Here is a 25,050-nt window from a genome sequence, read left to right as displayed (position 1 = left end):
TTTTTCATAAAGGCCATAACTAAAATTTTATATCAAATTTGGAAAATGCGTCCGCAAATGCATTATTAATCGGTTCCTGAGCTTCTTTTGCCTGTTTTTTCAAATAGTTATTCACATCTTTCTTATTCGCACCTTTTCCTTCTTTGCTCCGGCGTTCCTGAAAAGCGCTGAGCTTTTCTTTGTGCCCGCAGGAGCAGATGAAACGCTGGCCATCCCCCTTGCCTGTAAGTTCCATCTTCTTGTGGCAGACGGGACAGCGGGCATTGGTTTGTCTGGAAATGGTTTCCCTGTGTCCACATTCACGGTCCTGGCAGACAAGCATCTTTCCGTGTTTTCCATTGACTTCGAGCATGTATTTACCGCACTCCGGGCATTTGGTGCGTGTCAGATTATCGTGGCGGAACCGGCCCTCGGCGGTCTTGATTTCCTGTATGAGCCTTTTTGTATAGCCTTCGATTTCGTTCATGAAATCCTGGCCGGACACTTTTCCTTTCGCAATCGCCTGAAGCTTAAGCTCCCAGTCCGCAGTAAGTTCCGGGCTCTTGAGGTCTGCGGGTACGAGATCCAGAAGCTGTTTTCCTTTTGACGTTATATGGATCTCATTTCCCTTCTTCTCCATCAGGAAGCTGTTGAACAGCTTTTCAATAATATCAGCGCGGGTGGCGACGGTTCCAAGTCCTCCGGTCTCCCCAAGTGTACGGATGAGTGTTTTGTCTTTGCGCTCCATATATTTTACCGGATTTTCCATAGCACTAATCAGGGTGCCCTCTGTAAAATATGCAGGCGGTTTGGTCTTGCCTTCCGTCACTGTCAGGCTCGTTACATCGAGGGTATCTCCCTTTTTTACTTCAGGGAGTGTCTGTTTCACAAAAGAATCCTCTGCATCGTCATCGTCAGGATCTTCATAGCCGGATTCATAAACCTCCCTCCAGCCGTGCTGCTTTATGATATTTCCCTTCGCAGTAAATGTTTCCGATCCGATGGTTCCTTTTATCACGGTTTCTTCATACTCACAGGCCGGTGAAAGGACGGCGAGGAAACGCCTCACGACCATGTCATATATTTTTCGTTCTTCGTTTGTCATATGGTCGAGCTGGACGAATTGCTCTGTCGGGATGATTGCGTGGTGGTCGGATACCTTTGCATTATCGACGAAAGATTTGTCGGCTTTGACCGGCTTCATGGAAAGTCTTCCGGCCAGTCTGCCGTACGGGCCTACAGCGCACGCCTTTAAGCGCTCATTTAACGTTCCCACCATGTCACTTGTCAGATATCGTGAATCCGTACGTGGATAGGTGAGCACCTTATGGTTTTCATAGAGACGCTGCATAATATTGAGCGTTTCCTTTGCGGAAAATCCGAAATGCTGGTTCGCCTCCCTCTGCAGGGTGGTCAGGTCGTAAAGGGCGGGGGAGAAGGATTTCTTCTGCTTTTTGTTGACTTCCACGATAAGAAGCGGGCCACTGAGCTGTTTATAAAGATTCTGGATGCGGTCACGGTCAAATGTTCTTTGGGAACCGGATTGTGCGTCGATCCATACAAAGCTGATTCCCTTTGCCAGTGCCTTCATTCCGTAAAATGTTTTGGGTTTGAAACTGCGTATTTCTTCCTCCCGCGCCGCAATCATGGCAAGCGTCGGCGTCTGCACCCGTCCGCAGGATAACTGTGCATTATATTTACAGGTCAGGGCACGGGTGGCATTGATGCCTACAACCCAGTCAGACTGTGCTCTGGCAACAGCGGCTTTATAGAGATTATAGTATTCCTTACCGGGCTTTAAATGCGCAAAACCCTCACGGATGGCTTTATCCGTGACTGAGGAAATCCAGAGACGCTTCAGTGGCTTTTTGTTCCCTGCTTTGTCCAGAATCCAGCGGGCAACAAGTTCACCCTCGCGGCCGGCATCTGTTGCAATAATGATATCAGAGACGTCTTTTCTGTAGATCAGTTCCTTGACTGCAGTATATTGCTTCCCGGTCTGTTTGATGACTACCAGCTTCCAGTCTTTGGGCAGCATGGGGAGCGTGTCCATATTCCATGTTTTATACTGCTCGCCGTATTGTTCCGGGTCCGCAAGCGTGACAAGGTGGCCGAGCGCCCATGTTACAATATAATCCGTTCCTTCTATATAAGAGTTCGTTTTTTTCGTACAGTGGAGAACACGTGCTATGTCCCTCGCTACAGATGGTTTTTCAGCTATTACTAGATGCTTCATTAAAAATCTCCTTTAATTCAAATATGTTGAGTCGTTTTGTATCCTTATATACTATGAAATCCTTTTCCGATAATTTCACTCGTATTGGATATGAGGATAAATGCTTCCGGCTGGTTTTCCTTGATGAAGTTACGAAGCTTTATAGCCTGCGGCCGGTTGAGCGCGGTAAAGATGATATACTTATCTTTACCGGAAAATGCACCCTGTGCCAGGCATACGGTGGCACTGCGGCCAAGTGTATGGACGATGAAGTCACAGATTGGCTCAGGCGTATCGCAGACTACATTAAAATATTTAGAAAGGTTAAAGCTTTCAATAAAGTTATCGATCATGAACGAGCGAATTGCAAGGCCGAGGAAGGAATACAGCCCTGTTTTAATGTCAAACATAAAGCAGCCCGCCACAGTAATCAGGATATCAGTTACGAGAAGTGCGCGGCCGATATCAAAGCTGGAATACTTTTTCAGGATCATGGCAATGATATCGGTACCTCCGCTGGAAGAACCAATATTAAATAAAATTGCAGATCCCAGAGAAGGAAGTGCGATTGCAAAACACAGCTCCAGCATGGGCTGGTCGGTCAATGGATGTGACATCGGATAGACACGTTCGAGAACAGATAGTGTGACGGAGAGAAGAATACTGCAGTATGCCGTTTTTGCGGCAAATTTCTTTCCTAACACAAGAAAGCCAATGACCAACAATATCATATTCATGACAAATGTAAAGTCACTGGCAGACATGAATCCGGTCTTGGCAACCAGGACAGCGAGACCTGTTATGCCTCCGAACGTAAAATTGTTTGTAAACTTAAAAAAATAGGTTCCGACAGACATGATCAGTGTACTGCCTGTTAATAATAGAAAATGTTTCACTTTTCCGTTCATTTGTATAATCCCCACTATATACATTATTTCGGGGAGCCATTGCATCCCCTGTAAACCTAACCGCATTGTAACGCCGTGAATATCAAAAGTCAACGCATTAAGAAAAGATAATTGGAAATACTAACACTGGATTATGAGGAAGCAGGAGGAAATAAATCTATGTATCAGTATTTAGCGATTCGGGATGTTTACGCAAGAGAAATTATTGATTCCAGAGGGAATCCTACGATAGAAGTAGAAGTGTTGGTCGGTGAGGACACTGTGGGACGCGCCGCAGTCCCGTCCGGGGCATCGACAGGAATGTATGAGGCTGTGGAGCTTCGTGACAATGAAGACCGCTATGGCGGGAAAGGCGTGCAGCGTGCTGTAGAACATGTGAATGACCAGCTCGCCAGGGCGGTTATCGGGATGAACGTGTTTAACCAGACGGCTCTCGACAAGGTTCTGATCAAAGCGGATGGAAGCAAGAATAAAAAGAACCTTGGTGCGAATGCGCTCCTCGGTGTGTCCCTGGCGGCGGCAAGAGCAGCGGCAAATGCATTGAAAGTACCGCTGTACCGTTATCTCGGCGGTGTTAATGCACACAAGCTCCCGGTGCCGATGATGAATATCTTAAACGGTGGGGCACATGCGGATAATACACTGGATATTCAGGAGTTTATGATCATGCCTGTCGGAGCATGCTGCTTTAAGGAAGGACTCCGCATGTGTGCGGAGATTTACCATTCATTGAAGAACCTGCTGAAAGAAAACGGACTGAGCACGGCAGTAGGCGATGAAGGAGGTTTTGCACCGGACCTGCCGGATGCAAAAGAAGCCCTTCGGTTTATCAGTGAGGCTGTAACAAAGGCTGGTTACAAAATGGGGGAAGATATTGCGATTGCCCTCGACGTTGCGGCATCCGAGCTGTATAACAAGGACTATAAAAAATACGAATTCCCCGGTGAGAGTAAGATGCAGGGACAGAAAATTATCCGTTCCGCAGAGGAACTGATCGAGTATTATGAAGACTTATCACTGGAATTCCCGATCCGTTCGATTGAAGACCCTCTTGATGAGGAAGACTGGGACGGCTGGGAACTCCTTACTACGAGGCTGGGGAATGAGATACAGCTGGTCGGGGATGACCTGTTTGTCACAAATGTGGAGAGGCTGAAAAAAGGGATTGAACAGAGTGTTGCCAATGCAATTCTGGTGAAAGTAAACCAGATTGGAACACTCACGGAGGCAATTGAAGCGATCGAAATGGCACAGAAAGCCGGATACAAGGCGATCATATCCCATCGCTCAGGGGAGACAGAAGACACAACAATAGCAGATATAGCGGTCGCATTTAATACCGGGCAGATTAAGACCGGGGCGCCCTGCAGGACAGAGCGTGTTGCTAAATACAACCAGTTATTGAGGATCGAAGAAGAATTAGGAAAATAAATTTGGAGTTAGTTGGCAAGCTTTAGTCTTGGCTGGGAAAGGGGACGCTGAAAAACCGGGAAGCCAGCCCCACGCCGGGAGCACCTGTGCTGTTTTAAAGTCCACATCATTTACGTAAGAGCTCCTAAAGACAAAAACAGAGAAAATGGCGGTCCAGCGACATGCACCCCAAAATTTGATAATTTCGGGTTTTAAGTCGCTTCAGAATTTCCCGTGAAACGTCAAATTCTGCCCGTCATTTTTTCTGTTTTTGTCTTAAGGAGCTCTAACGTAAACTTTAGGGCTTTTAAAACAGCACAGGTGCCCCCGGCGTGGGGCTGGCGTCCCGGTTTTTCAGCTGCTGCATCCGGCCGAGGGGATAGAATGCCCACTGGGGAGACTCTAAACGGGGGCAGCGTATCAATTCGCGGGATGGGGCTTAACTGGCGGAAGATGTAATTAACTTGACATACGATGTCATGGTTTATCTGCTATAATGTAATTAAATGTTATAAAAAGTTCAGTATTTTACAGCCTTATGGTAAAATACAGTATTCTTGCGGTTTTTTCCCCGCATTTGAAAATTGGAGGGGGTACCCGAAAATGGAGGTGATTGATGTTATGAATGAAAGCAGGCTGTTTAAGATCGTATACTATTTACTTAGCAAAGGACATGCAGCAGCGCCGGAGCTGGCAAGGGAGTTTGAAGTGTCGGTCAGGACGATTTACAGGGATATCGATGCCCTGAGCAATGCGGGGATTCCTGTTTATGCCGAGACAGGAAGGAACGGCGGAATTTACTTATTGGATAATTATGTACTTGATCATGCTTTGTTATCGGATCAGGAAAAGCAGGAGTTATTATCCTCATTACAAAGCTTGTCCGTTCTGGACCATGTCTATGAAAAGGAAATGATGACTAAGCTGTCCGCGCTTTTTCAAATTCAGTCTGATAATTGGTTTGAAGTAGATTTTTCACGCTGGGGAAGAAAAACGAAGGATAACGCCAGATTTGAAAAGCTGAAGGATGCCGTTGTAAATCATGAGACAGTATCCATCGTCTATGCAGGGGCCTCCGGTATGAGATCAAAAAGAGAAATCAATCCTCTTAAGCTTCTATATAAAGCAAAAGAATGGTATGTAAAGGCATATTGTACAGAGAAGGAAGACTTTCGAATCTTTAAGCTGAACCGTATGATTGAACTGGAACCGACAGGACGGCGGTTCATTCCTGTCCCTTTTCCGGATTGTGAGGATGCACAGAATTTTAGTTACAACAAGATCATACTGCGTTTCCCAAAGAACATGGCATACCGGGTATATGATGAGTTTGATCCCGGAGAAATAGAGGAACAGGAAGACGGGACTCTTATTGCCGCAGCAGAAATGCCTGAGGATGACTGGCTTACAGGCTATCTGCTTTCCTTCGGGGCACAGGTGGATGTAGTAGAGCCCGCATATCTGCGTGAGGTCATCTCAAATGAAGCAAAAAAGATATTCGAAAAAAATAAACCATGACATAAGATGTCAACATATATGGATTATACTGAAGTTGTAAAATAACAGCAAATCAAATTAAGTAGACAAAGGGAGACTGGTATGGACGAACAATTCGTAAATATAACCGCGGATAATCTTGAGAATGAGCACCTGTGCTGTGCAATAGCGGATAAAAAGCATCAGGGTGGCGTAGCGGCTAAAAAGCAATGGCTGCAGGAGCGGCTTGCAGAGGGACATGTTTTCCGCAAGCTCGATACAAAGGGAAAAGTATTTATTGAATATGCACCGCTTGAGACGGCATGGGTCCCGGTGTATGGAGCTAATTATTTGTATATTTACTGCCTTTGGGTATCTGGGTCATACAAAGGGAACGGGTATGCCAAATCACTGTTGGAATATTGTATCAGTGACGCAAAGGCACAGGGGAAATCGGGGGTCTGTGTACTCAGCTCCAAAAAGAAAAAGCCTTATCTGACAGATAAGAAATTTATGGCGAAATTTGGATTTGAAACAGTGGATACTGCTGCAGGTGACTATGAGTTACTGGCACTGTCGTTTGACGGGACGAAACCGCATTTATCTGAGCGTGCAAAGAAAATGGAGACGGAAGAGAAAGAGCTGACGATCTATTACGGCATGCAGTGCCCGTTTATCAAAAACAGTGTTTTACAGGTAAAAGATACATGTGAAAGACACAATGTACCGTTAAATCTGATTGCAGTGGACAGTCTGGATAAGGCAAAAAATGTACCCGGAATCTTTAATAACTGGGCGGTATTCCGGGACGGGAAATTCGAGACGGTTCAGATGCTGAATGAAGGCGGCATCAAAAAAATGTTGGGGCTGTAGGCTTTAATCATAAGATGAAATATTGACCGACGGTGTATTCAGGGTATATGATATAACAAAATCACCGTAAAGGACACCCAGTTTATGTCAGAATATTTTCAGATTTATTTTATTGAACAGGTCTACGGAAAATCCTACATAGTAACCCAGCTTGCCTACATGGCGGCTGCCATCCTGATGCTGAATGATATAAAACTTTCTATAAAAGGAACCTTAAAAAAGGCAGCGGAGACTGCAGTATGTGCTGTCGTGATGTTTCTCCTGAACAGCGTCATCTATATGCTGATCGGTTCAACGAGTAAAGACTGGCTCTCTTTACTCGTTTTTCTGGTGTGTTATGCCGTGTTCCGGAGTAAGTACCGGCTATCCACCAGAATCGTGATGTGCAGCGTATACTATTCGGCGGCATTTCTCAATGTAGTTATCTCGGAACCCTGGGGGGATTTTTTTAACGGCCTTGGATATTCATCATACGGATATCTGGGGATAACGGCTATTTTAAGTATCCTGCTGTTTTTCTTCATGGCATGGTTTTTAAAAAGATTTTCAACGGAGTCTTTCTCTTATACACCTAAATCAGGAGTGATCCTGATGGTGGCAATCTCCGCCCTTGCAGGCATCTCACAGATTGCGTATGCCCTGCTGGCTGAAACACTGTTGAAAGGGACCGTGGCATACAATGTGATTATCAGCCTTAGTTTCTGGCTTCTGGAACTTCTGGGGTATTATATGTTCTATATGATCTCCAGAGAATATGTGCAGAATATGGAATTGGTGGCGATGCAGAGAAAGGCGGAGGTCGATCATGAGATGTATGAGGCCACCAAAAATATATATGAGGAAATGAGCACAATCCGCCATGAGATTAAGAACCATGATATGTACCTGAAGGCACTACTTGAGAAGAAAGAGTATGACAAGCTGGAAGACTTTTTAAACAACAGTTTTTCCCAGAATGCAGAATTGTACCAGTATGTAAACTGTGGCAATACAGTAGTGAATACCATTGCTAATTATGAGGCGTCTTCTGCCAGATCGCATGGAATTACGCTGAAAACCAGAATTATCATTCCAGAGAGACTTCCGTTTAAAGACGCAGAGTTATGTAGTCTTTTGTTTAATCTCCTGAACAATGCGATTGAGGCATGTGATGCCGGGAAATTCGACCGGCCGGTTATCACTCTGGAAATGGAGGCAAAGGGAGCTTATCTGTTTATTACCGTAAAAAATCCCGTGGACGACAGTATGTCCGTAAAAGAGCGGCTGAAGCTGGAGAGTACGAAACGAAATAAAAAAGTGCATGGTTACGGTACAAAAGTAGTAGATATGATTGCACAGAAGTATCATGGTCATGTAAAATACAAGGTAACGGATTCCGTATTTACCGCAGATGTGATGCTGCAGATGGAAAAAGAAGCGGCCATAAGGCAAAAGGGAGAGTAAGAGTGGAAAAACTGAGAATTGCCGTCTGTGATGACGAGACATTTGCCCTGGATGTGATCAAAGAGGCTATTGGGAAGGTACTGCAGGAGAAAAAAGTGCAAGGGGAGGTCCGTACCTTTATAAACGCGGAAAGTCTGGAAAAGAAGATGAGGGAGGTTTCCTTCGATCTGCTTCTTCTGGATATTGATATGCCTGTTGTGGATGGAATTGCATTTGGAAAGAAGCTGCGTGGACAAAGGAATAAGGTCGATATCATCTATGTTTCCAGCAGGGAGGACAAGGTGTTTGATTCCCTCCGGGTTAACCCATACGGGTTTATCCGTAAGAATCATTTTCTGGAAGATATCCCGCAGGTCCTCGGCGGGTATCTGGATCAGAGGGAAGACGGAAAGGAGAGCCGGGTTGTACTCCAGCTGAAGGACCAGACCGAGACGGTCAATATAGAAGATATTTTGTTCATTGAGGGGGCCAGGAAATACCAGCAGTTCTATATAGCGGGCCGGGAGAAGCCTCTTGCAGTCAGAAAGCAGATGCAGGAGCTGGAGGAAGAATTTAAGGATTATGGTTTTATCCGTATCCATAAGGGATATCTTGTGAACTATAAACACATCCAGGTATTTAAAGAGAATGATGTGGTTCTGGATAATGGGATGAGCCTTCCGATGAGCAGGCGGAAGGCAGCAGAAGTGAAGGATTATTATATGGAACTGATGAAGAATGAAGGCAGCATAATTTTCTAAGGAAGATTATGCTGCTTTTCTATGAAAAAAATTTGTCATTGTCAAGTGCAAATCATACCGTTATGTGTACCAGTTGTACCGGCTGAATTTGTTTTTGTACCAGCTAAAATCCGTTGGTGTCAGAAATATTGCGTATGTGTTTTACATTTAATATACTCTCCTCATCAAGTAAAGAAAGGAGAAAAACGGGTGGAAAAGCAAATGAAAAAATGGATGAGGAGGAAACACAATGAAAAAATGGATGCATCCTGTTAAAAAGAAATTCGGAGTCATCGGCTCCATTGCAGTGTCGCTGCTGATGATTATCATGATCGTCGCAAATATCGGTCTGTCACGGTATGCAGATACGATCACATATTACTGGAACCTGAATAAGCAGGTGACCGGGGGAAACAGTTCAGAGGCATCAGAAGAAGAAAAGACGGCCACCTTTAATGAGGCACGTGATATTACGAAGGAAGCAGCATCGGAAGGGGTGACGCTCCTGAAGAATACGGACAATGCACTTCCGATGGATACCGACAAAATCAATGTATTCGGGTACCGAAGCGTCGATATTGTATATGGCGGTGCCGGAAGCGGGACCACAAGCGGAAGTGCGGAGAATGAGACCTTGAAGGAATCCTTTGAAAATGAAGGGCTTACGATTAATGAGGACCTTTGGGATTATTATTCCGGGAAATACACGGAAAGCGCGGAGTGGGATGTCTTTAATCCGGACGGCGCAGATTTTTCTGTTTATGACAGCAAGTGTACGGATGTGTCCGGACATATTGATACAGCAAAGGAATTCAGCAATACCGCGGTAGTAGTTCTTTCACGTGTAGGCGGAGAAGGACAGGACTGCCCGCTGGATATGAGTGAGTATACAGATGTGGGCGGTGACGAAGGGAAACACTATCTGGAGATCCAGAGCTGTGAGCAGGAATTGCTGGATCTGGTGAAAGGAAACTTCGAAAATGTAATCGTATTGATTAATTCCTCTCATGCAATGGAACTTGGTTTTCTCGAAGACGAAGGGATTGACGCGGCACTTCAGATCGCGGGACCGGGGGCAACCGGCCTGAGAGGTGTTGCCGATGTTCTGATGGGAACCGTGAATCCGAGCGGCCATCTGGTTGATACCTATGCATACGATTTAAAGAGTGCTCCTTCCTATTATAATATGGGAGACTGCACTTACACGGACTATGATACAAATATGTCCAATAAATATTTCTATTTCGAGGAAAATATTTATACAGGCTACCGCTGGTATGAGACGGCAGCAGCGGACGGCACTGTGGTTACAGTCGGGGATACAACCTATGATTATAAAAACTATGACAGCATCGTACAGTATCCGTTCGGATATGGACTAAGCTATACTACCTTCGACTGGAAACTTATGGATTCACAGGTTGACGGGCAGGGGGGCAATATTACCTGCAAGGTGGAAGTAACCAATACAGGGGATACGGCCGGCAAAGATGTCGTCCAATTATACTACAGCGCACCGTATACAAAGGGTGGAATTGAGAAATCGGCAGTAAATCTGGGAGCGTTTGCCAAGACAGATGAACTTCAGCCGGGTGAGTCCCAGACACTGGAACTGACAATGGTATTCGATGATATGGCATCCTTTGATGAAAAAGGAAATGGATGTTATGTGATGGATGAAGGTACTTATACATTTACACTGCGTACAGATGCACATACAGTAAAGGAAGGACAGAGCTTTACTTATGATCTGGCCGGACAGATTATTTACAACGAGGAAAACGACGGCAAGAGATCTACAGATGAAACGGCGGCTGTAGTGCAGGATGAATTTCAGGACGCAGCAACACTGGAGACAAACATGACCTATTTAAGCCGTGCAGATTTTGCCGGAACATTTCCGAAGGTGGAAAGACGTCTGAACCCGACTTCTGTTCCTGAGGAAGTCAAGGCAAGATTAGAGGCTAACGGCCCCGGATCTTCAGTTATGGATATGGATGATGATTCCGTGGAAATGCCTGTACTTGGGGCAGACAACGGATTGACGATCAATGACATGATCGGTCTGGACTATGACGATGAGAAGTGGGAAGACCTTATGGACCAGCTTACGTTAGATGAGCTGACAGTACTGTGCGGAAATTCCGGGTGGTCCACCCCGCAGATAGACTCCATAGAAAAACCAGAGACGGTCGACATCGATGGCCCCCAGGGATTAAATGGATTCAGCTTTAATGATCTTGGACTGAAAATGAACACATATGTATCAGAAGTCCTGATGGGCATGACATGGAATGTGGAGCTCGTTGAAAAAATGGGCAGCATCTATGGGCAGGAAGCAATCAACTGGGGAATTGCCGGTTTGTATGCCCCTGCGATGAATACACACCGTTCTCCATTCGGTGGAAGAAACTTTGAATACTTTTCAGAAGACCCGACCCATGCCGGTATGTTTGCGGCAGCAGAAGTGTCAGGGCTTCAGGGGCAGGGCGTATATGTATATGCGAAACATTACCTGCTGAATACACAGGATACTAACCGGGATGGTGTCGCAAACTGGTGCAATGAACAGGCACTTCGCGAGGTGTATGCAAGACCTTTTGAACTCGCAGTGAAACAAGGGGAATGTACCGGACTTATGACGGAACTGGGACGAATCGGAACCTCATGGAGTGGTGCAACTTATGCATTATGTACCGTACTTCCACGTGATGAGTGGGGGATGAAGGGGAAGGTGATCACAGATGGTGTAGGACCGGGAGGTTCCTATTACATGCTCCCTGACTATGCACTCCGGGCTGGAAATGACATGATGCTGACAAAAGCCAGCGGTGACTGCGGCTTTACGTCTGCCACATTGAAGAGCGGTTATGGTGTAACAAAAATGAGAGAATCAGCAAAGAATATCCTGTATGTATATGCAAACAGCGAGGCACCGAATATGTATACATACGAAGGCGGATTCTCAAACTGGATGTGGTTCTGGATTCTGGGAGATGCCATACTGGCCGCTGGAATGATCGCGCTCTTTATGTGCCTGCCGTTCAGGGCGTGGTGCTGCAACAAGAAAAAGGAGGATGACAATGAGTAAAGTAACAGGGAAAAAAGCGAACGAACTGATTCACAATAACGGACTGAACTTCATCTGGCTGGTTCTGCTGCTGACAAGCGCATCCTTTGGAATTGTGTCACTGGCTATTATGATTCTGGCAGTGGGAGACGTGCAGATATTAAGCTGGTCCATCGGATATATACTGACATCCGGAACGAACGACGCGGTACGTATGCCAAGCATCATAGTAACCGTGATCTGTGCTGTGATATTTATATTCTGCCTGTTAAAAAACAAGATTATCAGGGCGGTTGTAAAATAAGCTTCTAATGTGGCAGGAAGGTCAAAATGCTGGGAAATCTTCAGGGTTTCTCAGCATTTTTTTGTTTTTAACGAATCCCCAGAAAAATATCCCGGTATTAGCCTGAATTGAATATGCAAAATATTATAGTAAATATTAGTTAAAATAATAATTAAAATATTGATTTAAATAGTACTGCGTTATATAATAAGAAAAAAAGGAGATAACAATATGAGCCCAACATTATTAGATTTTGCAGAGAAACTTGTGCCTGTTTCGGACTTTAGTCAGGGAAAAGCCGGTAAGATATTTAGTGATGTCGCTGAAAATAATAGTGAATACATCGTTTTGAAGAATAATCAGCCGACTGCAGTAGTAATTTCTGTTGCACAGTATAAAAACTTACAGACACGACTTGCAAAATTTGAGAGACTGTTAGAAATGGCCGAGAACATTAAGCTTCTCAGACTGGCAGAAAACAGGCAGGACAGCCATACCACAGATTTTGAGTCACTGGTAGAAAAAGAAGGATTTTCAATGGAAGAATTAACCGCGATTTCGGAAAGTGTTGAGATTGAATAATGGCTTGGAAGATACGGATTACTGATGAAGCGAAAAAAGAATATGAAAAGCTGGACCGCGGTATCAGGAAACAAGTCCTCGCAGGAATTTTAAAAGTATCGAAAGCACCGCTGCCCAGTCCGAATGGATATGGAAAGCCATTGAGAAACAAAAGAGGAAATAACCTGACCGGCTTTTTTAAGATCAAATACCGGGGAATAGGCATCAGGGTTGTATATACACTAGTGCCTGATAAAATTGTAATGAATATTGTAGTGATTCTTGAACGGGATGATAATTACTGTTATGATCTGGCAGTAAAGTTATATGAAAAATATGGAGATAATTTATTTCAGGATATATTTGCGACACTGGATAAATTATAATTAAGAGTATCGTGAAAGTATGGTAACAGTTCAGCCATAGGCTGAACAAAAATAAACTTTCCGCGTTAAGCAACACTGTATTATAAGTGCAGAAAATGAAAAAAGTTGCTGCGTGAGGATAATGCCCGTCTTAAAAGTATCATCAATCATGACAGTTCCAACACCTCAAATCCGCCTTCCAGTGACAAGAAAGGCGGCAAGCCAGTCAATACTTATAATGGGCGGGAAAAGACCGGCCGCAAGGCAGGCGGGCAAAAAGAACATAAGGGTACGACACTCACCAAGGCGGAAGTAGAGGAAAAGATAAAGTCAGGAAACTGCCGAAACCGCATTTATCTGAGCGTGCAAAGAAAATAACGATTGTAATTGATGAATTGGTAAAAAAGAATATAATATAGATAGAAAAAACAACATGTGAATTGCTATATACAGAGGAGCAAAATATGGAAGAACATAAATTAGTTGCAGCAATTGAATTATCTCCTGTTGTGCAGGAAATCAAAACTATTCTGGATAATGCTCGACAGAATGTAGCTGTTAATGTTAATAACGAATTGTTAAGTTCTTATTGGAAAATGGGTGAAATCATTGTTCGGTATGAGCAGGATAATAACATAAGAGCTGCTTATGGTGAGCAGACTCTTAAGCAAATGTCTAAGGTACTAACACAAGAATTAGGCAAAGGATTTTCACGTTCAAATTTGCAGAATATGAGGCAATTCTATTTGAACTATGAAAAATGCCAGACACTGTCTGGCAAATTGAGTTGGTCGCATTATTGCGAGTTGTTATCTATTTCCGATAAAGATAAACGCAGTTTTTATGAAAAAGAGGCAATAAATGCGGGGTGGTCTGTCCGTGAATTAAAACGACAAATTGCTAGTTCCCTGTTCGAAAGATTATTACTTTCAAACGGAGAAGCTAATAAAGAACGGGTACTGGATTTAGCATTAAAAGGCAATGAAATCACCAACCCTTCGGATATTATCCGTGACCCATATGTATTTGAATTTCTGGGGTTACCGGAAGATACCTCTTTTTTAGAGAGCGATTTAGAACATGCATTGGTACAGCAAATTGAAAAATTTTTGCTTGAACTTGGACGAGGATTTATGTTTGTAGGCACGCAACAGAGAGTTACATTTGCAAACCACCATTATTATGTAGATATGGTGTTTTACAATAAAATTTTGCGTTCTTATGTTCTGATTGAACTGAAAACCACAAAGCTTATGCCAGAAGCTGTCGGACAGCTCAATATGTACTTGAATTACTACGCAAACGAGGTCAATGACGCAGATGACAATCTGCCTATTGGCATTATCCTCTGCACTGATAAGGGAAATTTTGATGTGCAGTATGCTCTTGGTGGCTTATCCAATCAGATTTTTGCTTCTAAGTATGTGTTGTATATGCCAAATAAAGAACAATTGATTGCACAAGTGGAAGCGGTATTAGAAAAGTGGCACAGGGATATCTAAAACTTGGAAAAGTTATTGCAAATACTTCCCATCTGTGGTAAGATAATCGTGGTTTATTCACAGGAGGTGGAGATTGATGGATATTTTAAAGATTATTTTGACGATTATATTTGTTATAGATTGTATTGCACTGTCAGCAATTATTCTTCTGCAGGAAGGTAAGTCGGCAGGTTTGGGAACGATCAGTGGTGCAGCGGATTCCTACTGGGGACAGAATAAAGGACGTTCTATGGAAGGCGCTCTTGTAAAGTCCACGAAGTTCCTTGCCATTTTATTTATGGTTCTGGCACTGGTTTTGAACCTGGGTGTATTTAACTAAGAGGATAAGATGATGAACACTCTATAAAATATAGAGTGTTTTTTCTTTATTATATAATATGATGATGCCAGGATCAAAGGGTCATACAATGCATGCCGCATTTAATTAGACGACTTTGGGAATCTTATAAAACATATCATTAAGAAAGAAGGTGAGAATTTGGACCAGACATTTGAAAAGAGAAAAAAAGTACTGTACGATTTCATTTGTGATGATTTTTATATACCGATGAAGATAAAAGAGATAGCGATCGTGCTTCAGATTCCGAAGGAGCAGAGAGGGGAACTGAAGGAAGTTCTGGATGCTTTAGATGCAGAGGGGAAGATCTATGTTTCTAAAAAGGGAAAGTATGCAAAAGGACAGGCGAAGCGCCTGACAGGAACGTTTCAGGCGAATGCCAGAGGTTTTGGTTTCGTACTTCAGGAAGGTGAGGACGAGGATGTCTTTATTTCGGAAGATAATATAGGAGGCGCGTTCCAGGGGGATGAGGTCGAATTCATTATTACGAAATCTCCGGACGGAAAAAGGAAGGAAGGCAAGATTGTCCGCATTCTTTCACACGGAACAACGAAGATTGTGGGCCTTTATGAAAAGTGTAAGAATTTTGGCTTTGTAAGGCCTGATAACCAGCGTGTGCTGAAGGATATTTATATTCCGGAGGGTAAGGAAAAGGGAGCCATGACGGGTCATAAGGTCGTGGTGGAACTGATGTCCTACGGCGGTCAGGATATGAAGCCGGAAGGGAAGGTCATCGAGATTATCGGACACATCAACGATCCGGGAACCGATATTATGTCCATAGTGAAAGGATATGACCTCCCGGTGGAGTTCCCCGAAAGAGTGATGAATCAGGCTGAGCGCGTGGGCAAAGAGGTATCGGAAGCGGACATGGCAGGAAGAATGGACCTGCGTGACTGGCAGATGGTAACCATTGACGGAGAAGACGCGAAGGATCTGGATGATGCAGTTTCCCTGACCTTGGAAGACGGCAGCTACAAGCTGGGCGTCCACATTGCCGATGTGACGAATTATGTTCAGGAGAAGAGCGCCCTGGACCGTGAGGCATTGAAAAGAGGGACAAGTGTTTATCTTGCAGACCGGGTGATCCCCATGCTGCCGCATGTGTTATCTAACGGGATCTGCTCCCTGAATGCAGGTGAGGACAGGCTGGCACTGAGCTGTATCATGACGATTAACCAGAAGGGCGAAGTCATTGACCACGTGATTGCTGAGACTGTGATCAAAGTGGATGAGCGCATGAGCTATACAAGCGTGGCAGAGATACTAAAAGAACAGGCAGACGATAAGCTTCCGCAGACGGAAAGCGAAAAATACAGTACATTAGTCCCGATGTTTATGAAAATGGCGGAACTTTCAGGAATCCTGAGGGAAAAGCGAAGGAAAAGAGGGTCCATTGATTTCGATTTCCCAGAGACAAAGATGGTGCTGGATGAAAACGGCAGACCGATAGATATTAAGCCTTATGACAGAAACGCCGCGACTAAAATGATTGAGGACTTTATGCTGATGGCTAATGAGACCGTGGCCGAGGAGTACTATTGGAGGGAACTGCCGTTCCTTTACCGTACACATGAACAGCCGGACGAGGAGAAGATTAAGAAGCTGAGTCTGTTTATCAATAATTTCGGCTACCACATCCATGTGGGCAACAGCGAGGTAAAGCCAAAGGAAGTACAGAAGCTGCTCGGAAAAGTCGAAGGAACACCGCAGGAAGCGCTGATCAGCCGCCTTGCACTTCGCTCCATGAAGCAGGCAAAGTATACACCTGAGAATACAGGGCATTTCGGGCTGGCCGCAAAGTATTACACACATTTCACGTCACCGATCCGGAGATATCCGGACCTGCAGATTCACAGGATTATCAAAGAGAATCTAAGGGGCAGGATGAATGAGGACAGGATCGGCCACTATGAGAGTATCCTTCCGGGTGTCGCAGCTCAGGCCAGTGACAGGGAGCGAAAAGCAGAGGAAGCAGAACGCGAGACAGTCAAACTGAAGAAAGTAGAATATATGCAGGACCGGATTGGAGACGTGTTCGAGGGAGTTATCTCAGGCATTACCAAATGGGGTGCATATGTGGAGCTGGAAAATACAATCGAGGGTCTTGTACATGTCACCAATATGCGTGATGACCATTACGATTACAGGGAAGATCAGTATGAGCTGATCGGAGAACACACAAGAAATGTATACAAACTGGGACAGAAAGTTATGGTGCGTGTGCTGGGTGCAGACCGGCTGCAGAGGACCATTGATTTTGAGTTCTGCGGGGATGATCAGGAATATGACGGCTAATTATTAAAAAAGACGCGGGGGAAGTGCTATGGCTAAGACAGAAGGCAAGCTGATTGCCAATAACAAAAAAGCATACCATGATTATTTTATACTGGAGAAATATGAGGCAGGGATCGTCCTGCACGGGACAGAGGTTAAGTCGCTGCGTATGGGGCAGTGCAGTATCAAGGAGGCGTTCATCCGTATTGAAAACGGAGAAATGTTCATTTATGGAATGCATATCAGCCCGTACGAAAAAGGAAATATTTTCAATAAAGACCCGTTGCGTGTGAGGAAACTTCTTCTTCATAAGAATGAGATCAATAAGATATTCGGCAAGATGAAGGAAAAAGGAAATACACTCGTGCCGCTGCGTGTTTATTTCAGCGGCAGCCTTGTCAAGGTTGAGCTTGGGCTGGCAAAGGGGAAGAAGCTTTATGATAAGCGGGCCGATATTGCGAAAAAGGACCAGAAACGCGAGGCGTTGAGAGACTTTAAAGTGCGGAATATAGGATAGACGGCGGACCGGGACCGGGCCGCGTAAGGAACTGAAAGTAGTACAGGATATCCCGAGGGGGCCTGTACTGCTTTTTTTATGCATAATAAGTTCATGTATAAAATTATGACCATTCGTCATTTTAACAATAGATTTTCTGTCCTGCTTCTGGTATACTTTACCTGATACATTGTCACACGGCAGTCGCGACAGTGGCATATACAGTTGTGTACGGCATTGTACCGGTTAAAGACAGGAGGTTTACCGGCATGAAGAAATCATTCCAGATTTTTAAAAGAGATATACAGCGGCTTTTCCGCAACAAAGTTGCTATGATTGTAATGGCGGGCGTTTGCGTCCTTCCATCCTTGTATGCATGGTTCAATATTGCAGCCAATATGGACCCGTACAGCAATACCCAGGGGATCAGGGTGGCAGTTGCGAATAATGATAAAGGATCAAAAAATGAGGTGCTGACCCTGAATGCAGGAGAAAGCATCGTGGATAACCTGAAGAAGAATGACCAGCTGGGCTGGACATTTGTCGATGAAGAGAAGGCAGTTAAGGGGGTCAGGTCCGGGAAATACTATGCGGCAATTGTGATACCTGAAGATTTCAGCAGTTCGCTTTTAAGTATCATATCCGGTAAGCCTAAGAAACCGGAACTTTCCTATTATATTAATGAAAAGAAGAATGCGATTGCCCCGAAGATTACAGATACCGGGGCCGGTACTGTGCAGCAGGAGATTAATGGCACATTTTCTTCCGTAGCAGCTGAGACGATATCGAAGCTGATCCGGTCATCCGTGACAAAGATTTCGGGTGATATGAATCGTATGGATACAGACGTCATGGCTATGCTGTCTGACGTTCAGGATAATCTGGGACAGTACCAGACGGTGCTGAAAAATTTTCAGGATACGGCAGGGAGCAGCAATTCTCTGATACAGGATACACTTGCCACGTTAGATGAAGTAAAGTCGGCGGCAGATTCCGGTTCCCGGGCATTTGAAGATGCGGCGTCGGTATTGGAGAACAGCCGTAATTCAGTGGGAGATTTTTCACTTGTATTTTCCCAGAGCCTGTCCGATGGGGAGGACCGTCTGAACCGCATTTACGGGTCTGCCTCCGATAAACTGAGTTCTCTGAAAACACAGGCAGATACTATTAACGGTGTGATTGGCAGCGGGATAGATTCTGTAGAAAACCTGTCAGAGATTAATGGAAAACTTTTAGAGGAGCTTTTACAGCTCAACGACAGTCTTCAGGAAAAGCTTCCCGGTGGCGTCGCGGATGAGGCAGCAGGTACGGTCAGTCAGGCTATATCCGGACTTCAGGACAGGAACATGGAGTACCAGAATCTTCTGACCTCCCTGAAGGAGGGGAATGCGAATATTGCCGAAGCGCTTGATACCGCTGAAAATACAAAGAAAACGTTGGAATCACTTGTATCCGGAAGCCGCCAATCCATGCAGGACTACCGTGAGACCTTTGACCAGACGCTTTTGCCGCAGCTTAACCAGTCACTGGATTCATTCTCAACAGTGAGCGGGGGCTTGTCTGCCACCTTGTCCGGCATCCCTTATTCTGCGGATCAGTTGAAGGAGATTTTAAACCAGCTGGACGAAAGCCTGGATGACAGTCTGGAAGCTCTGAGCCGGACCGGGGAGGCAGTCTCTTCTCTGGACGGGCAGATTGCCCGGATTTCGACCGACCTTAAGGTGCTTCAGGGTTCGGACGCTTACCAGAAGTTTTTATCACTGGAAGGATTGGACGCCGATTCTATTGCAGGATTTATGGCATCCCCTGTTACGATCCGGAGTGAAACGCTTTACAGTGTGAAAAATTACGGATCATCCATGACGCCGTTTTATACGAATCTGGCGCTCTGGGTAGGGGGAATCGTTCTGATTGCGATTCTGAAGCTGGAAGTGGACCGGGATGAGATGGTTCCTAAATTTTCACCGGCCAGCGCCTATTTTGGACGATGGATGCTGTTCATGGTGCTTGGGCTGATTCAGGGGCTGATCGTATGTCTGGGGGATTTATGGCTTCTAAAGGTGCAGTGCCTTCACCCGGCGGCATTTGTGGCAGCAGGAGTCTTCTGCTCCTTTGTCTATGTAAACCTGATCTATGCATTGTCAATTGCATTTAAACATATCGGCAAGGCACTGTGCGTCGTGCTTGTCATTTTACAGATTCCCGGTTCAGCGGGAACGTATCCGATTGAGATGACACCGGCATTTTTTCAACGGCTTCATCCGCTTCTTCCGTTTACCTATGGAATCAATGCCATGAGGGAAGCGGTTGCAGGGATGTACGGGTATGAGTATATGAAAAATCTGCTGTGCCTCGCGCTTTATCTGCCGATTGCCTTTTTGATAGGACTTGGATTCAGGAAATTGCTGATGAATCTAAACTATCTGTTCGACAAGAAACTTGCCGAGACGGACCTGATGATTTGCGAGACAGAGGCGGTTAATCAGGAAAAGACGCAGGTTTCCCTTGTCATTAAGGCGCTGATGGGAGAGGAAACACTGCGGGAAGAACTGGTTGCGAAGGCGGCAGCTTTCGAGGCGGGATATCAGAAGCAGATACGCATCGGCTTTGCAGCTATGATCATTCTGCCGGTGATTTTCCTGATCCTGATGTTCAGCATTGAATCCAAGATTGTATTTCTTGTGCTGTGGATTGCCTCCATTATCGTGATTGCCGTATATCTGATCATTCTGGAATATATCCATGAACGCTTAAAGAGGGAGACTGAACTGGGGGCTCTTTCAAGAGAGGAACTGCTAAATGCAATGAAAGGGAGGGATGACGAGTGAAAAACATACTGAATATTTTTAAACATGATGTACAGCGTTTTCATAAGAACGTCATCGCATGGATCGTGATTCTGGGAATCACGGTTGTCCCGGCCCTGTATGCGTGGTTTAACATTGCGGCAAGCTGGGACCCTTATGAGAATACTAAGGATCTGAAGGTGGCTGTCGCGAGTGCCGACAAAGGCTATGAGGGCGAATTGCTTCCGGTCAGGCTGAATCTGGGGGATAATGTACTTTCGGCGCTTCGGGAAAACGAACAGCTGGACTGGACCTTTACGAACCGGGATAAGGCCCTTGACGGCGTGAAATCCGGTAAATACTATGCGGCCATTGTCATACCGGAGGATTTCAGCAAAAATCTGATGAGCCTTTTTTCCAGTGATGTCACGAATCCGGAGATTATTTATTATTCCAATGCCAAGGAAAATGCGATTGCACCGAAGGTCACGGATAAAGGGGCAAGTGCAGTCCAGACACAGGTGAAGGAAGTATTCATAGAAACGATTTCGGATACCGCGCTTTCGGCCATGCAGACTGTGGCAGATACTGCCGATGCAAAGGGGACAGATTCCATAGTGGCGGCCTTGATTTCCAATCTGGAAAAGATGTCCTCCGATCTGGCTGCAGCTTCAGGGACGATACAGGCATTTGCGGCAATGACAGACTCGACACAGCAGATGCTGGAAACAACGGCTGCATTCTTAAAGCAGTCAGGGGATCATTCCGACAAAAGCCTCGAAACGCTGGAACAGACAGAGACGGCTTTTTCAGATATGCGGGGGGCGGTCTCAGGAGCGACGGACGGCATTAATCGGGCACTGGCGGACAGCGGAAGTTATTATGAGCAGATTGAGTCTGCCATACGGGATGCCCTGTCCGCATTGTCATCGGATACATCTGCGGCGGCAGATACACTGGATACGCTGGCGGGAAAAGTAGGGACGATGATAGATGCCTATCAGGCGCTGAGTGATACGTTTTTGGCACTGGGGGACGAACACCCGGAACTGGCACCGCTGACGGGCAAGATCACGGGACGCATGAACGAGTCTATTTCTGTGCAGGAGACCCTGCGTGACCGGCTCTTAGGTACCGCCGCTTCCATAAGGAACCACGGGGAAAACGCAGCAGGTTCCCAGGAAGAACTGAACCAGCTGCTGCAGCAGAATGCCCAGAGTCTTGCGGAGGTAAAAGCAGATTATGAGCAGAATGTAAAGAGTAGTCTGGATGGACTGTTTGGCTCACTGGGGGATACAAAAAGCAGTATATCCGGACTTCTGAAACAACTGGATGACAGTGCCGCGGGTGTCTACAGCCTGTCAGGCCCGGCATCCTCCGATCTGTCGCAGATAAAAAAGACGCTGGATACGTCAGGTGAGCTGCTTGACCAGGTATCGTCCAGACTGTCAGCAACTGTGGACCAGCTGAAAAAAGTCCGGGACAGCGGCGATTTCGGAACACTTGAGAATATCATCGGCGGCGATAAAGACAGCATCAGTGCTTTCCTTTCTGCCCCGGTGAATCTGGCGACAGAGAAATTGTACCCAATTGAGAATTACGGCTCTTCTATGGCGCCGTTTTATTCCACACTTGCTATCTGGGTGGGAGGGATCGTGCTTGTCGCGATGCTGAAGGTGACGGTATCTCAGGAATCACTGAGGGGAATGAATAAAGTAAAGGACCATCAGATGTATCTGGGACGCTACATCCTGTTTCTGATCATCGGCCTTATGCAGAGCGGGCTGATCTGTCTGGGAGACCTGTTTTATCTGGAAATTCAGTGCCGGCATCCGTTTTTATTTCTGCTGGCGGGATGGGTGACCAGTATCGTATATGTAAATATCATCTATACACTGACGGTTTCTTTCGGAGACATCGGGAAAGCGATCTGCGTCGTGCTTCTCGTCATGCAGGTGGCGGGCTCAGGGGGGACTTTCCCGATCGAGGTGGCACCGGCATTCTTCCGGAAAGTCTATCCGCTGCTTCCGTTTACACACAGCATGGCGGCTATGCGGGAATGCATCGGCGGGATGTACGGTATGACTTACATCAAAGAACTGGGGGCGCTGGGGATCTTCCTGATCTTATCCCTGATACTGGGACTGGTACTGAGAAAACCGGTGATCCGCCTGAATGAAGCATTTACGGAAAAACTGGAGAGTACGCATTTAATATAAAGCAACAGGTTGTTTTAAAAATCAAAAAGAGCAATACCATGCCTGACGGCTGCGGTATTGCTCTTTTCGTCATTTTTTCTAGAGATATCCCCGTTTTTCAAGTGTATTGAGAATATTCCGCCCTTCTTCTGTTCCTTCGATAATTCTTCTGGCACGGACACTGTCCCCGATGTTGACAATCTCGATTTCATTCTCATCATCGAAAGCATCCCTGATATTCTGGAGGATCGGCTGGCTTGCTTTCATTCCCAGACAGACAAATCCATAATCAAACGGCAGTTCTTCAAGGCCGTCTTTTGTTTCCACGAGGAAGGAATCAGCCCGCACTTCTTTGAGCGCCGTGTTTGGCATCTGACGGACATGGTGCTGTTCCATCAGCGCAAAAGTGCCTGTTTTGGAGACCGGGTCGATTCCGTTGCCAATCACCGGCATCATTTCCACGATGCTGACTTCGGCGCCTTTGGGGGCAAAGTATTCTACCACATCCAGTCCGACGGCACCGCCGCCGATCACAACTACTTTTTTTCCGGTAAGATCCTCCGGATATTCGCCGATATGGCGGATCATATTCAGGATAGAGGAAACTTTCCCCCCTTCCTTGTCGATATGCTCCATCAGCCCCGGGATCGGCGGGAGCAGGGGGGTGGAGCCGGTTGCATTTACAATGATGCTGGGCTTTAAGTTGCGGATAAAGTCCACAGACGCTTCCGTGCCTGTAAATACAAACAGGTTTTTCAGTTTGGATGCGCGGTGGATCAGGTAATTCGGGAAATCGGCCAGCCGCTTCTTGTCAGGAATCTTTGAGATTTCCGCAGCCAGTCCCCCGAGGTAAGGTTTTTTCTCGATCAGGAAGGTGGTGCACCCGACTTCCGCCGCGGTGCATGCTGCTTCCATCCCGGCAGTTCCCCCGCCGATTACAACCACATTGCATGGCCTGCTGACGTGCTGTTTTTTATAGATTTCCCCGTCAGGTACTGCAGGGTTGACAGTACAGCGGATCGGACGGTTAATGCCGATACGGTTGCCTGCACAGCCGATGTTGCAGGAAATACATTTACGGATATCACAGATGTCGCCGAATTCTACTTTATTGACCCATTCCGGATCGGCAATCAGGCCGCGCCCCATACCGAGGATATCGGCGTCGCCCCTTGCGAGGATATCTTCTGCCACCTTCGGGTCACGGATATTTCCCATAGTAACACACAGCTTGCCGTATTTTTCCTTCACGGCCTTCGCCATATAGGAACGCCATCCGTCAGGCAGGAAATTGGCATCAATCTGATACTGGATGGATGCGTTCAATCCGCAGGAAACATCAATCACATCTGCTTCCTCCTGAAAATACTGGAGATAATCGAGCGTGTCTTCCAGTGTATTGCCGCCTTCCAGAAATTCATCTGCGCTGATGCGGAGGAAGATCGGGAAGAACGGTCCGACCTGCGCACGGACTTCTTCCATAACCATACGTGCGAATCTGGCGCGGTTTTCAGCAGAACCGCCGAATTTATCTGTCCGGTGGTTATACAGTGGTGATAAGAACTGGCTGATCAGATAAGAATGTCCCGCATGTATTTCGACCGTATCAAAACCGGCGATCTGTGCGCGTTTTGCCGCCTCTCCGTATTTTTTCACAATCCTTAAAATCTCTTCCTCTGTGAGCGGTCGCGGAATCTCCCCGCCTGCCTTGGACGGAACATCGGAAGAGGACACCGGCTGCATATTTGTACGGGCAGACTGTGCGGAAGCCCCCGCATGGTTGATCTGGATGCCGATACATGCGCCGTGCTTATGTACCGTCTCCGTCAGTTTAAACAGTCTTGGGATATAGTTGTCATGGTCGATCCGAAGCTGGGTTGTTCCGTTGGAACCTTCCGGTGAATCAACACTGGCGTTCTCTACCATAATAAGGCCGGTTCCGCCCTTTGCCCTCTGTTCATAATAATTAATATGGAGAAAACTCATCTCTCCGCTCTGCTCACCATAATTAGTCCCCATCGGTGTCATCATAATACGGTTCTTCATAGTCATGCGACGTACGGTGAGAGGTTCAAAAATATGTCTGTAACTGCTCTTCATAAAATAGGACCTCCTGTAATCCAGATATAATAGTAAAAGAGAGGTTGTTTGA

Annotated in this window: 19 protein-coding genes; 16 read left to right on the top strand and 3 right to left on the bottom strand. The window is 45.9% G+C overall.

All coding sequences use genetic code 11. The features are described 5' to 3' along the window. Positions 1 to 19 precede the first annotated feature (19 nt). Both A8806_RS11355 and A8806_RS11350 read right to left on the bottom strand, forming a co-directional pair. Positions 20 to 2,215: a DNA topoisomerase III gene (locus A8806_RS11355; RefSeq protein WP_109731314.1), complete on the bottom strand. Its 2,196-nt coding sequence runs from the start codon at positions 2,213 to 2,215 to the stop codon at positions 20 to 22. 44 nt (positions 2,216 to 2,259) lie between these two features. After that, a complete protein-coding gene (locus tag A8806_RS11350; RefSeq protein WP_109731313.1) occupies positions 2,260 to 3,102 on the bottom strand; it encodes a YitT family protein in 843 nt (280 codons plus the stop codon). Positions 3,103 to 3,261: 159 nt separating this feature from the next. Here A8806_RS11350 and eno point away from each other — a divergent pair, with 159 nt between their 5' ends. From eno to A8806_RS11270, 16 genes are all read left to right on the top strand, one after another. After that, entirely contained in the window at positions 3,262 to 4,533 is a 1,272-nt protein-coding gene (eno, locus tag A8806_RS11345) for a phosphopyruvate hydratase (protein WP_109731312.1), read from the top strand. 582 nt (positions 4,534 to 5,115) lie between these two features. Then, positions 5,116 to 6,030 (top strand): helix-turn-helix transcriptional regulator, encoded by a 915-nt coding sequence (locus A8806_RS11340; protein WP_330405331.1) that lies wholly within the window; start codon positions 5,116 to 5,118, stop codon positions 6,028 to 6,030. Between the two features lie 81 nt (positions 6,031 to 6,111). Further along, positions 6,112 to 6,861 (top strand): N-acetyltransferase, encoded by a 750-nt coding sequence (locus A8806_RS11335; protein WP_109731311.1) that lies wholly within the window; start codon positions 6,112 to 6,114, stop codon positions 6,859 to 6,861. A gap of 84 nt (positions 6,862 to 6,945) precedes the next feature. Beyond that, the gene (locus A8806_RS11330) at positions 6,946 to 8,304 is read left to right on the top strand and encodes a sensor histidine kinase (RefSeq protein WP_109731310.1); all 1,359 of its coding nucleotides are present in this window, start codon (positions 6,946 to 6,948) and stop codon (positions 8,302 to 8,304) included. 2 nt (positions 8,305 to 8,306) lie between these two features. Further along, positions 8,307 to 9,044, top strand: a complete 738-nt coding sequence (locus A8806_RS11325) for a LytR/AlgR family response regulator transcription factor (RefSeq protein ID WP_109731309.1) — start codon at positions 8,307 to 8,309, stop codon at positions 9,042 to 9,044. Between the two features lie 229 nt (positions 9,045 to 9,273). Continuing rightward, positions 9,274 to 12,114 (top strand): glycoside hydrolase family 3 C-terminal domain-containing protein, encoded by a 2,841-nt coding sequence (locus A8806_RS11320; protein ID WP_109731308.1) that lies wholly within the window; start codon positions 9,274 to 9,276, stop codon positions 12,112 to 12,114. After that, positions 12,107 to 12,397, top strand: a complete 291-nt coding sequence (locus A8806_RS11315; RefSeq protein WP_109731307.1) for a hypothetical protein — start codon at positions 12,107 to 12,109, stop codon at positions 12,395 to 12,397. Before A8806_RS11320 ends, A8806_RS11315 begins: the two co-directional genes overlap by 8 nt. Before the next feature lie 210 nt (positions 12,398 to 12,607). Further along, positions 12,608 to 12,958, top strand: a complete 351-nt coding sequence (locus A8806_RS11310; protein WP_109731306.1) for a type II toxin-antitoxin system Phd/YefM family antitoxin — start codon at positions 12,608 to 12,610, stop codon at positions 12,956 to 12,958. Then, positions 12,958 to 13,323, top strand: a complete 366-nt coding sequence (locus tag A8806_RS11305) for a type II toxin-antitoxin system RelE family toxin (protein WP_109731305.1) — start codon at positions 12,958 to 12,960, stop codon at positions 13,321 to 13,323. The genes A8806_RS11310 and A8806_RS11305 overlap by 1 nt, the downstream gene beginning before the upstream one ends. 105 nt (positions 13,324 to 13,428) lie before the next feature. Beyond that, on the top strand, positions 13,429 to 13,680 hold the full coding sequence (locus tag A8806_RS11300) for a DUF6444 domain-containing protein (RefSeq protein WP_181368671.1): 252 nt from the start codon (positions 13,429 to 13,431) through the stop codon (positions 13,678 to 13,680). Between the two features lie 86 nt (positions 13,681 to 13,766). Next, complete coding sequence (locus tag A8806_RS11295; protein ID WP_109731304.1) at positions 13,767 to 14,804, top strand: PDDEXK nuclease domain-containing protein; 1,038 nt, start codon at positions 13,767 to 13,769, stop codon at positions 14,802 to 14,804. A 76-nt stretch (positions 14,805 to 14,880) separates the two neighbouring features. Next, positions 14,881 to 15,123: a preprotein translocase subunit SecG gene (secG, locus tag A8806_RS11290; protein WP_009003784.1), complete on the top strand. Its 243-nt coding sequence runs from the start codon at positions 14,881 to 14,883 to the stop codon at positions 15,121 to 15,123. 159 nt (positions 15,124 to 15,282) lie between these two features. Further along, a complete protein-coding gene (rnr, locus tag A8806_RS11285) occupies positions 15,283 to 17,439 on the top strand; it encodes a ribonuclease R (RefSeq protein WP_109731303.1) in 2,157 nt (718 codons plus the stop codon). 28 nt (positions 17,440 to 17,467) lie between these two features. Then, positions 17,468 to 17,935 carry an SsrA-binding protein SmpB gene (gene smpB, locus A8806_RS11280; protein WP_109731302.1) on the top strand — a complete coding sequence of 156 codons (468 nt, stop codon included), beginning with the start codon at positions 17,468 to 17,470 and terminating at the stop codon, positions 17,933 to 17,935. A 248-nt stretch (positions 17,936 to 18,183) separates the two neighbouring features. Further along, entirely contained in the window at positions 18,184 to 20,742 is a 2,559-nt protein-coding gene (locus A8806_RS11275; RefSeq protein ID WP_109731301.1) for a YhgE/Pip domain-containing protein, read from the top strand. Then, the gene (locus A8806_RS11270; protein WP_109731300.1) at positions 20,739 to 22,919 is read left to right on the top strand and encodes a YhgE/Pip domain-containing protein; all 2,181 of its coding nucleotides are present in this window, start codon (positions 20,739 to 20,741) and stop codon (positions 22,917 to 22,919) included. Before A8806_RS11275 ends, A8806_RS11270 begins: the two co-directional genes overlap by 4 nt. 78 nt (positions 22,920 to 22,997) lie before the next feature. Here the strand turns inward: A8806_RS11270 and A8806_RS11265 are convergent, their stop codons facing one another. Next, on the bottom strand, positions 22,998 to 24,998 hold the full coding sequence (locus A8806_RS11265) for an oxidoreductase (RefSeq protein ID WP_109731299.1): 2,001 nt from the start codon (positions 24,996 to 24,998) through the stop codon (positions 22,998 to 23,000). Between the last annotated feature and the right edge of the window lie 52 nt (positions 24,999 to 25,050).

Source organism: Faecalicatena orotica, from assembly GCF_003149245.1.
GTDB classification, from domain to species: domain Bacteria; phylum Bacillota; class Clostridia; order Lachnospirales; family Lachnospiraceae; genus Faecalicatena_A; species Faecalicatena_A orotica.
This window is presented reverse-complemented; position numbering and strand designations above follow the sequence as displayed.

Excerpts from the sequence above, each read along its gene's own strand:
- A8806_RS11320 (WP_109731308.1), top strand. The coding sequence starts at position 9,274 with ATGAAAAAATGGATGCATCCTGTTAAAAAGAAATTCGGAGTCATCGGC.
- A8806_RS11305 (WP_109731305.1), top strand. The coding sequence starts at position 12,958 with ATGGCTTGGAAGATACGGATTACTGATGAAGCGAAAAAAGAATATGAA.
- A8806_RS11350 (WP_109731313.1), bottom strand. The coding sequence starts at position 3,102 with ATGAACGGAAAAGTGAAACATTTTCTATTATTAACAGGCAGTACACTG.
- secG (WP_009003784.1), top strand. The coding sequence starts at position 14,881 with ATGGATATTTTAAAGATTATTTTGACGATTATATTTGTTATAGATTGT.
- A8806_RS11340 (WP_330405331.1), top strand. The coding sequence starts at position 5,116 with ATGGAGGTGATTGATGTTATGAATGAAAGCAGGCTGTTTAAGATCGTA.
- smpB (WP_109731302.1), top strand. The coding sequence starts at position 17,468 with ATGGCTAAGACAGAAGGCAAGCTGATTGCCAATAACAAAAAAGCATAC.
- A8806_RS11310 (WP_109731306.1), top strand. The coding sequence starts at position 12,608 with ATGAGCCCAACATTATTAGATTTTGCAGAGAAACTTGTGCCTGTTTCG.
- A8806_RS11265 (WP_109731299.1), bottom strand. The coding sequence starts at position 24,998 with ATGAAGAGCAGTTACAGACATATTTTTGAACCTCTCACCGTACGTCGC.
- eno (WP_109731312.1), top strand. The coding sequence starts at position 3,262 with ATGTATCAGTATTTAGCGATTCGGGATGTTTACGCAAGAGAAATTATT.
- A8806_RS11315 (WP_109731307.1), top strand. The coding sequence starts at position 12,107 with ATGAGTAAAGTAACAGGGAAAAAAGCGAACGAACTGATTCACAATAAC.
- A8806_RS11295 (WP_109731304.1), top strand. The coding sequence starts at position 13,767 with ATGGAAGAACATAAATTAGTTGCAGCAATTGAATTATCTCCTGTTGTG.
- A8806_RS11335 (WP_109731311.1), top strand. The coding sequence starts at position 6,112 with ATGGACGAACAATTCGTAAATATAACCGCGGATAATCTTGAGAATGAG.
- A8806_RS11355 (WP_109731314.1), bottom strand. The coding sequence starts at position 2,215 with ATGAAGCATCTAGTAATAGCTGAAAAACCATCTGTAGCGAGGGACATA.
- A8806_RS11275 (WP_109731301.1), top strand. The coding sequence starts at position 18,184 with ATGAAGAAATCATTCCAGATTTTTAAAAGAGATATACAGCGGCTTTTC.
- A8806_RS11330 (WP_109731310.1), top strand. The coding sequence starts at position 6,946 with ATGTCAGAATATTTTCAGATTTATTTTATTGAACAGGTCTACGGAAAA.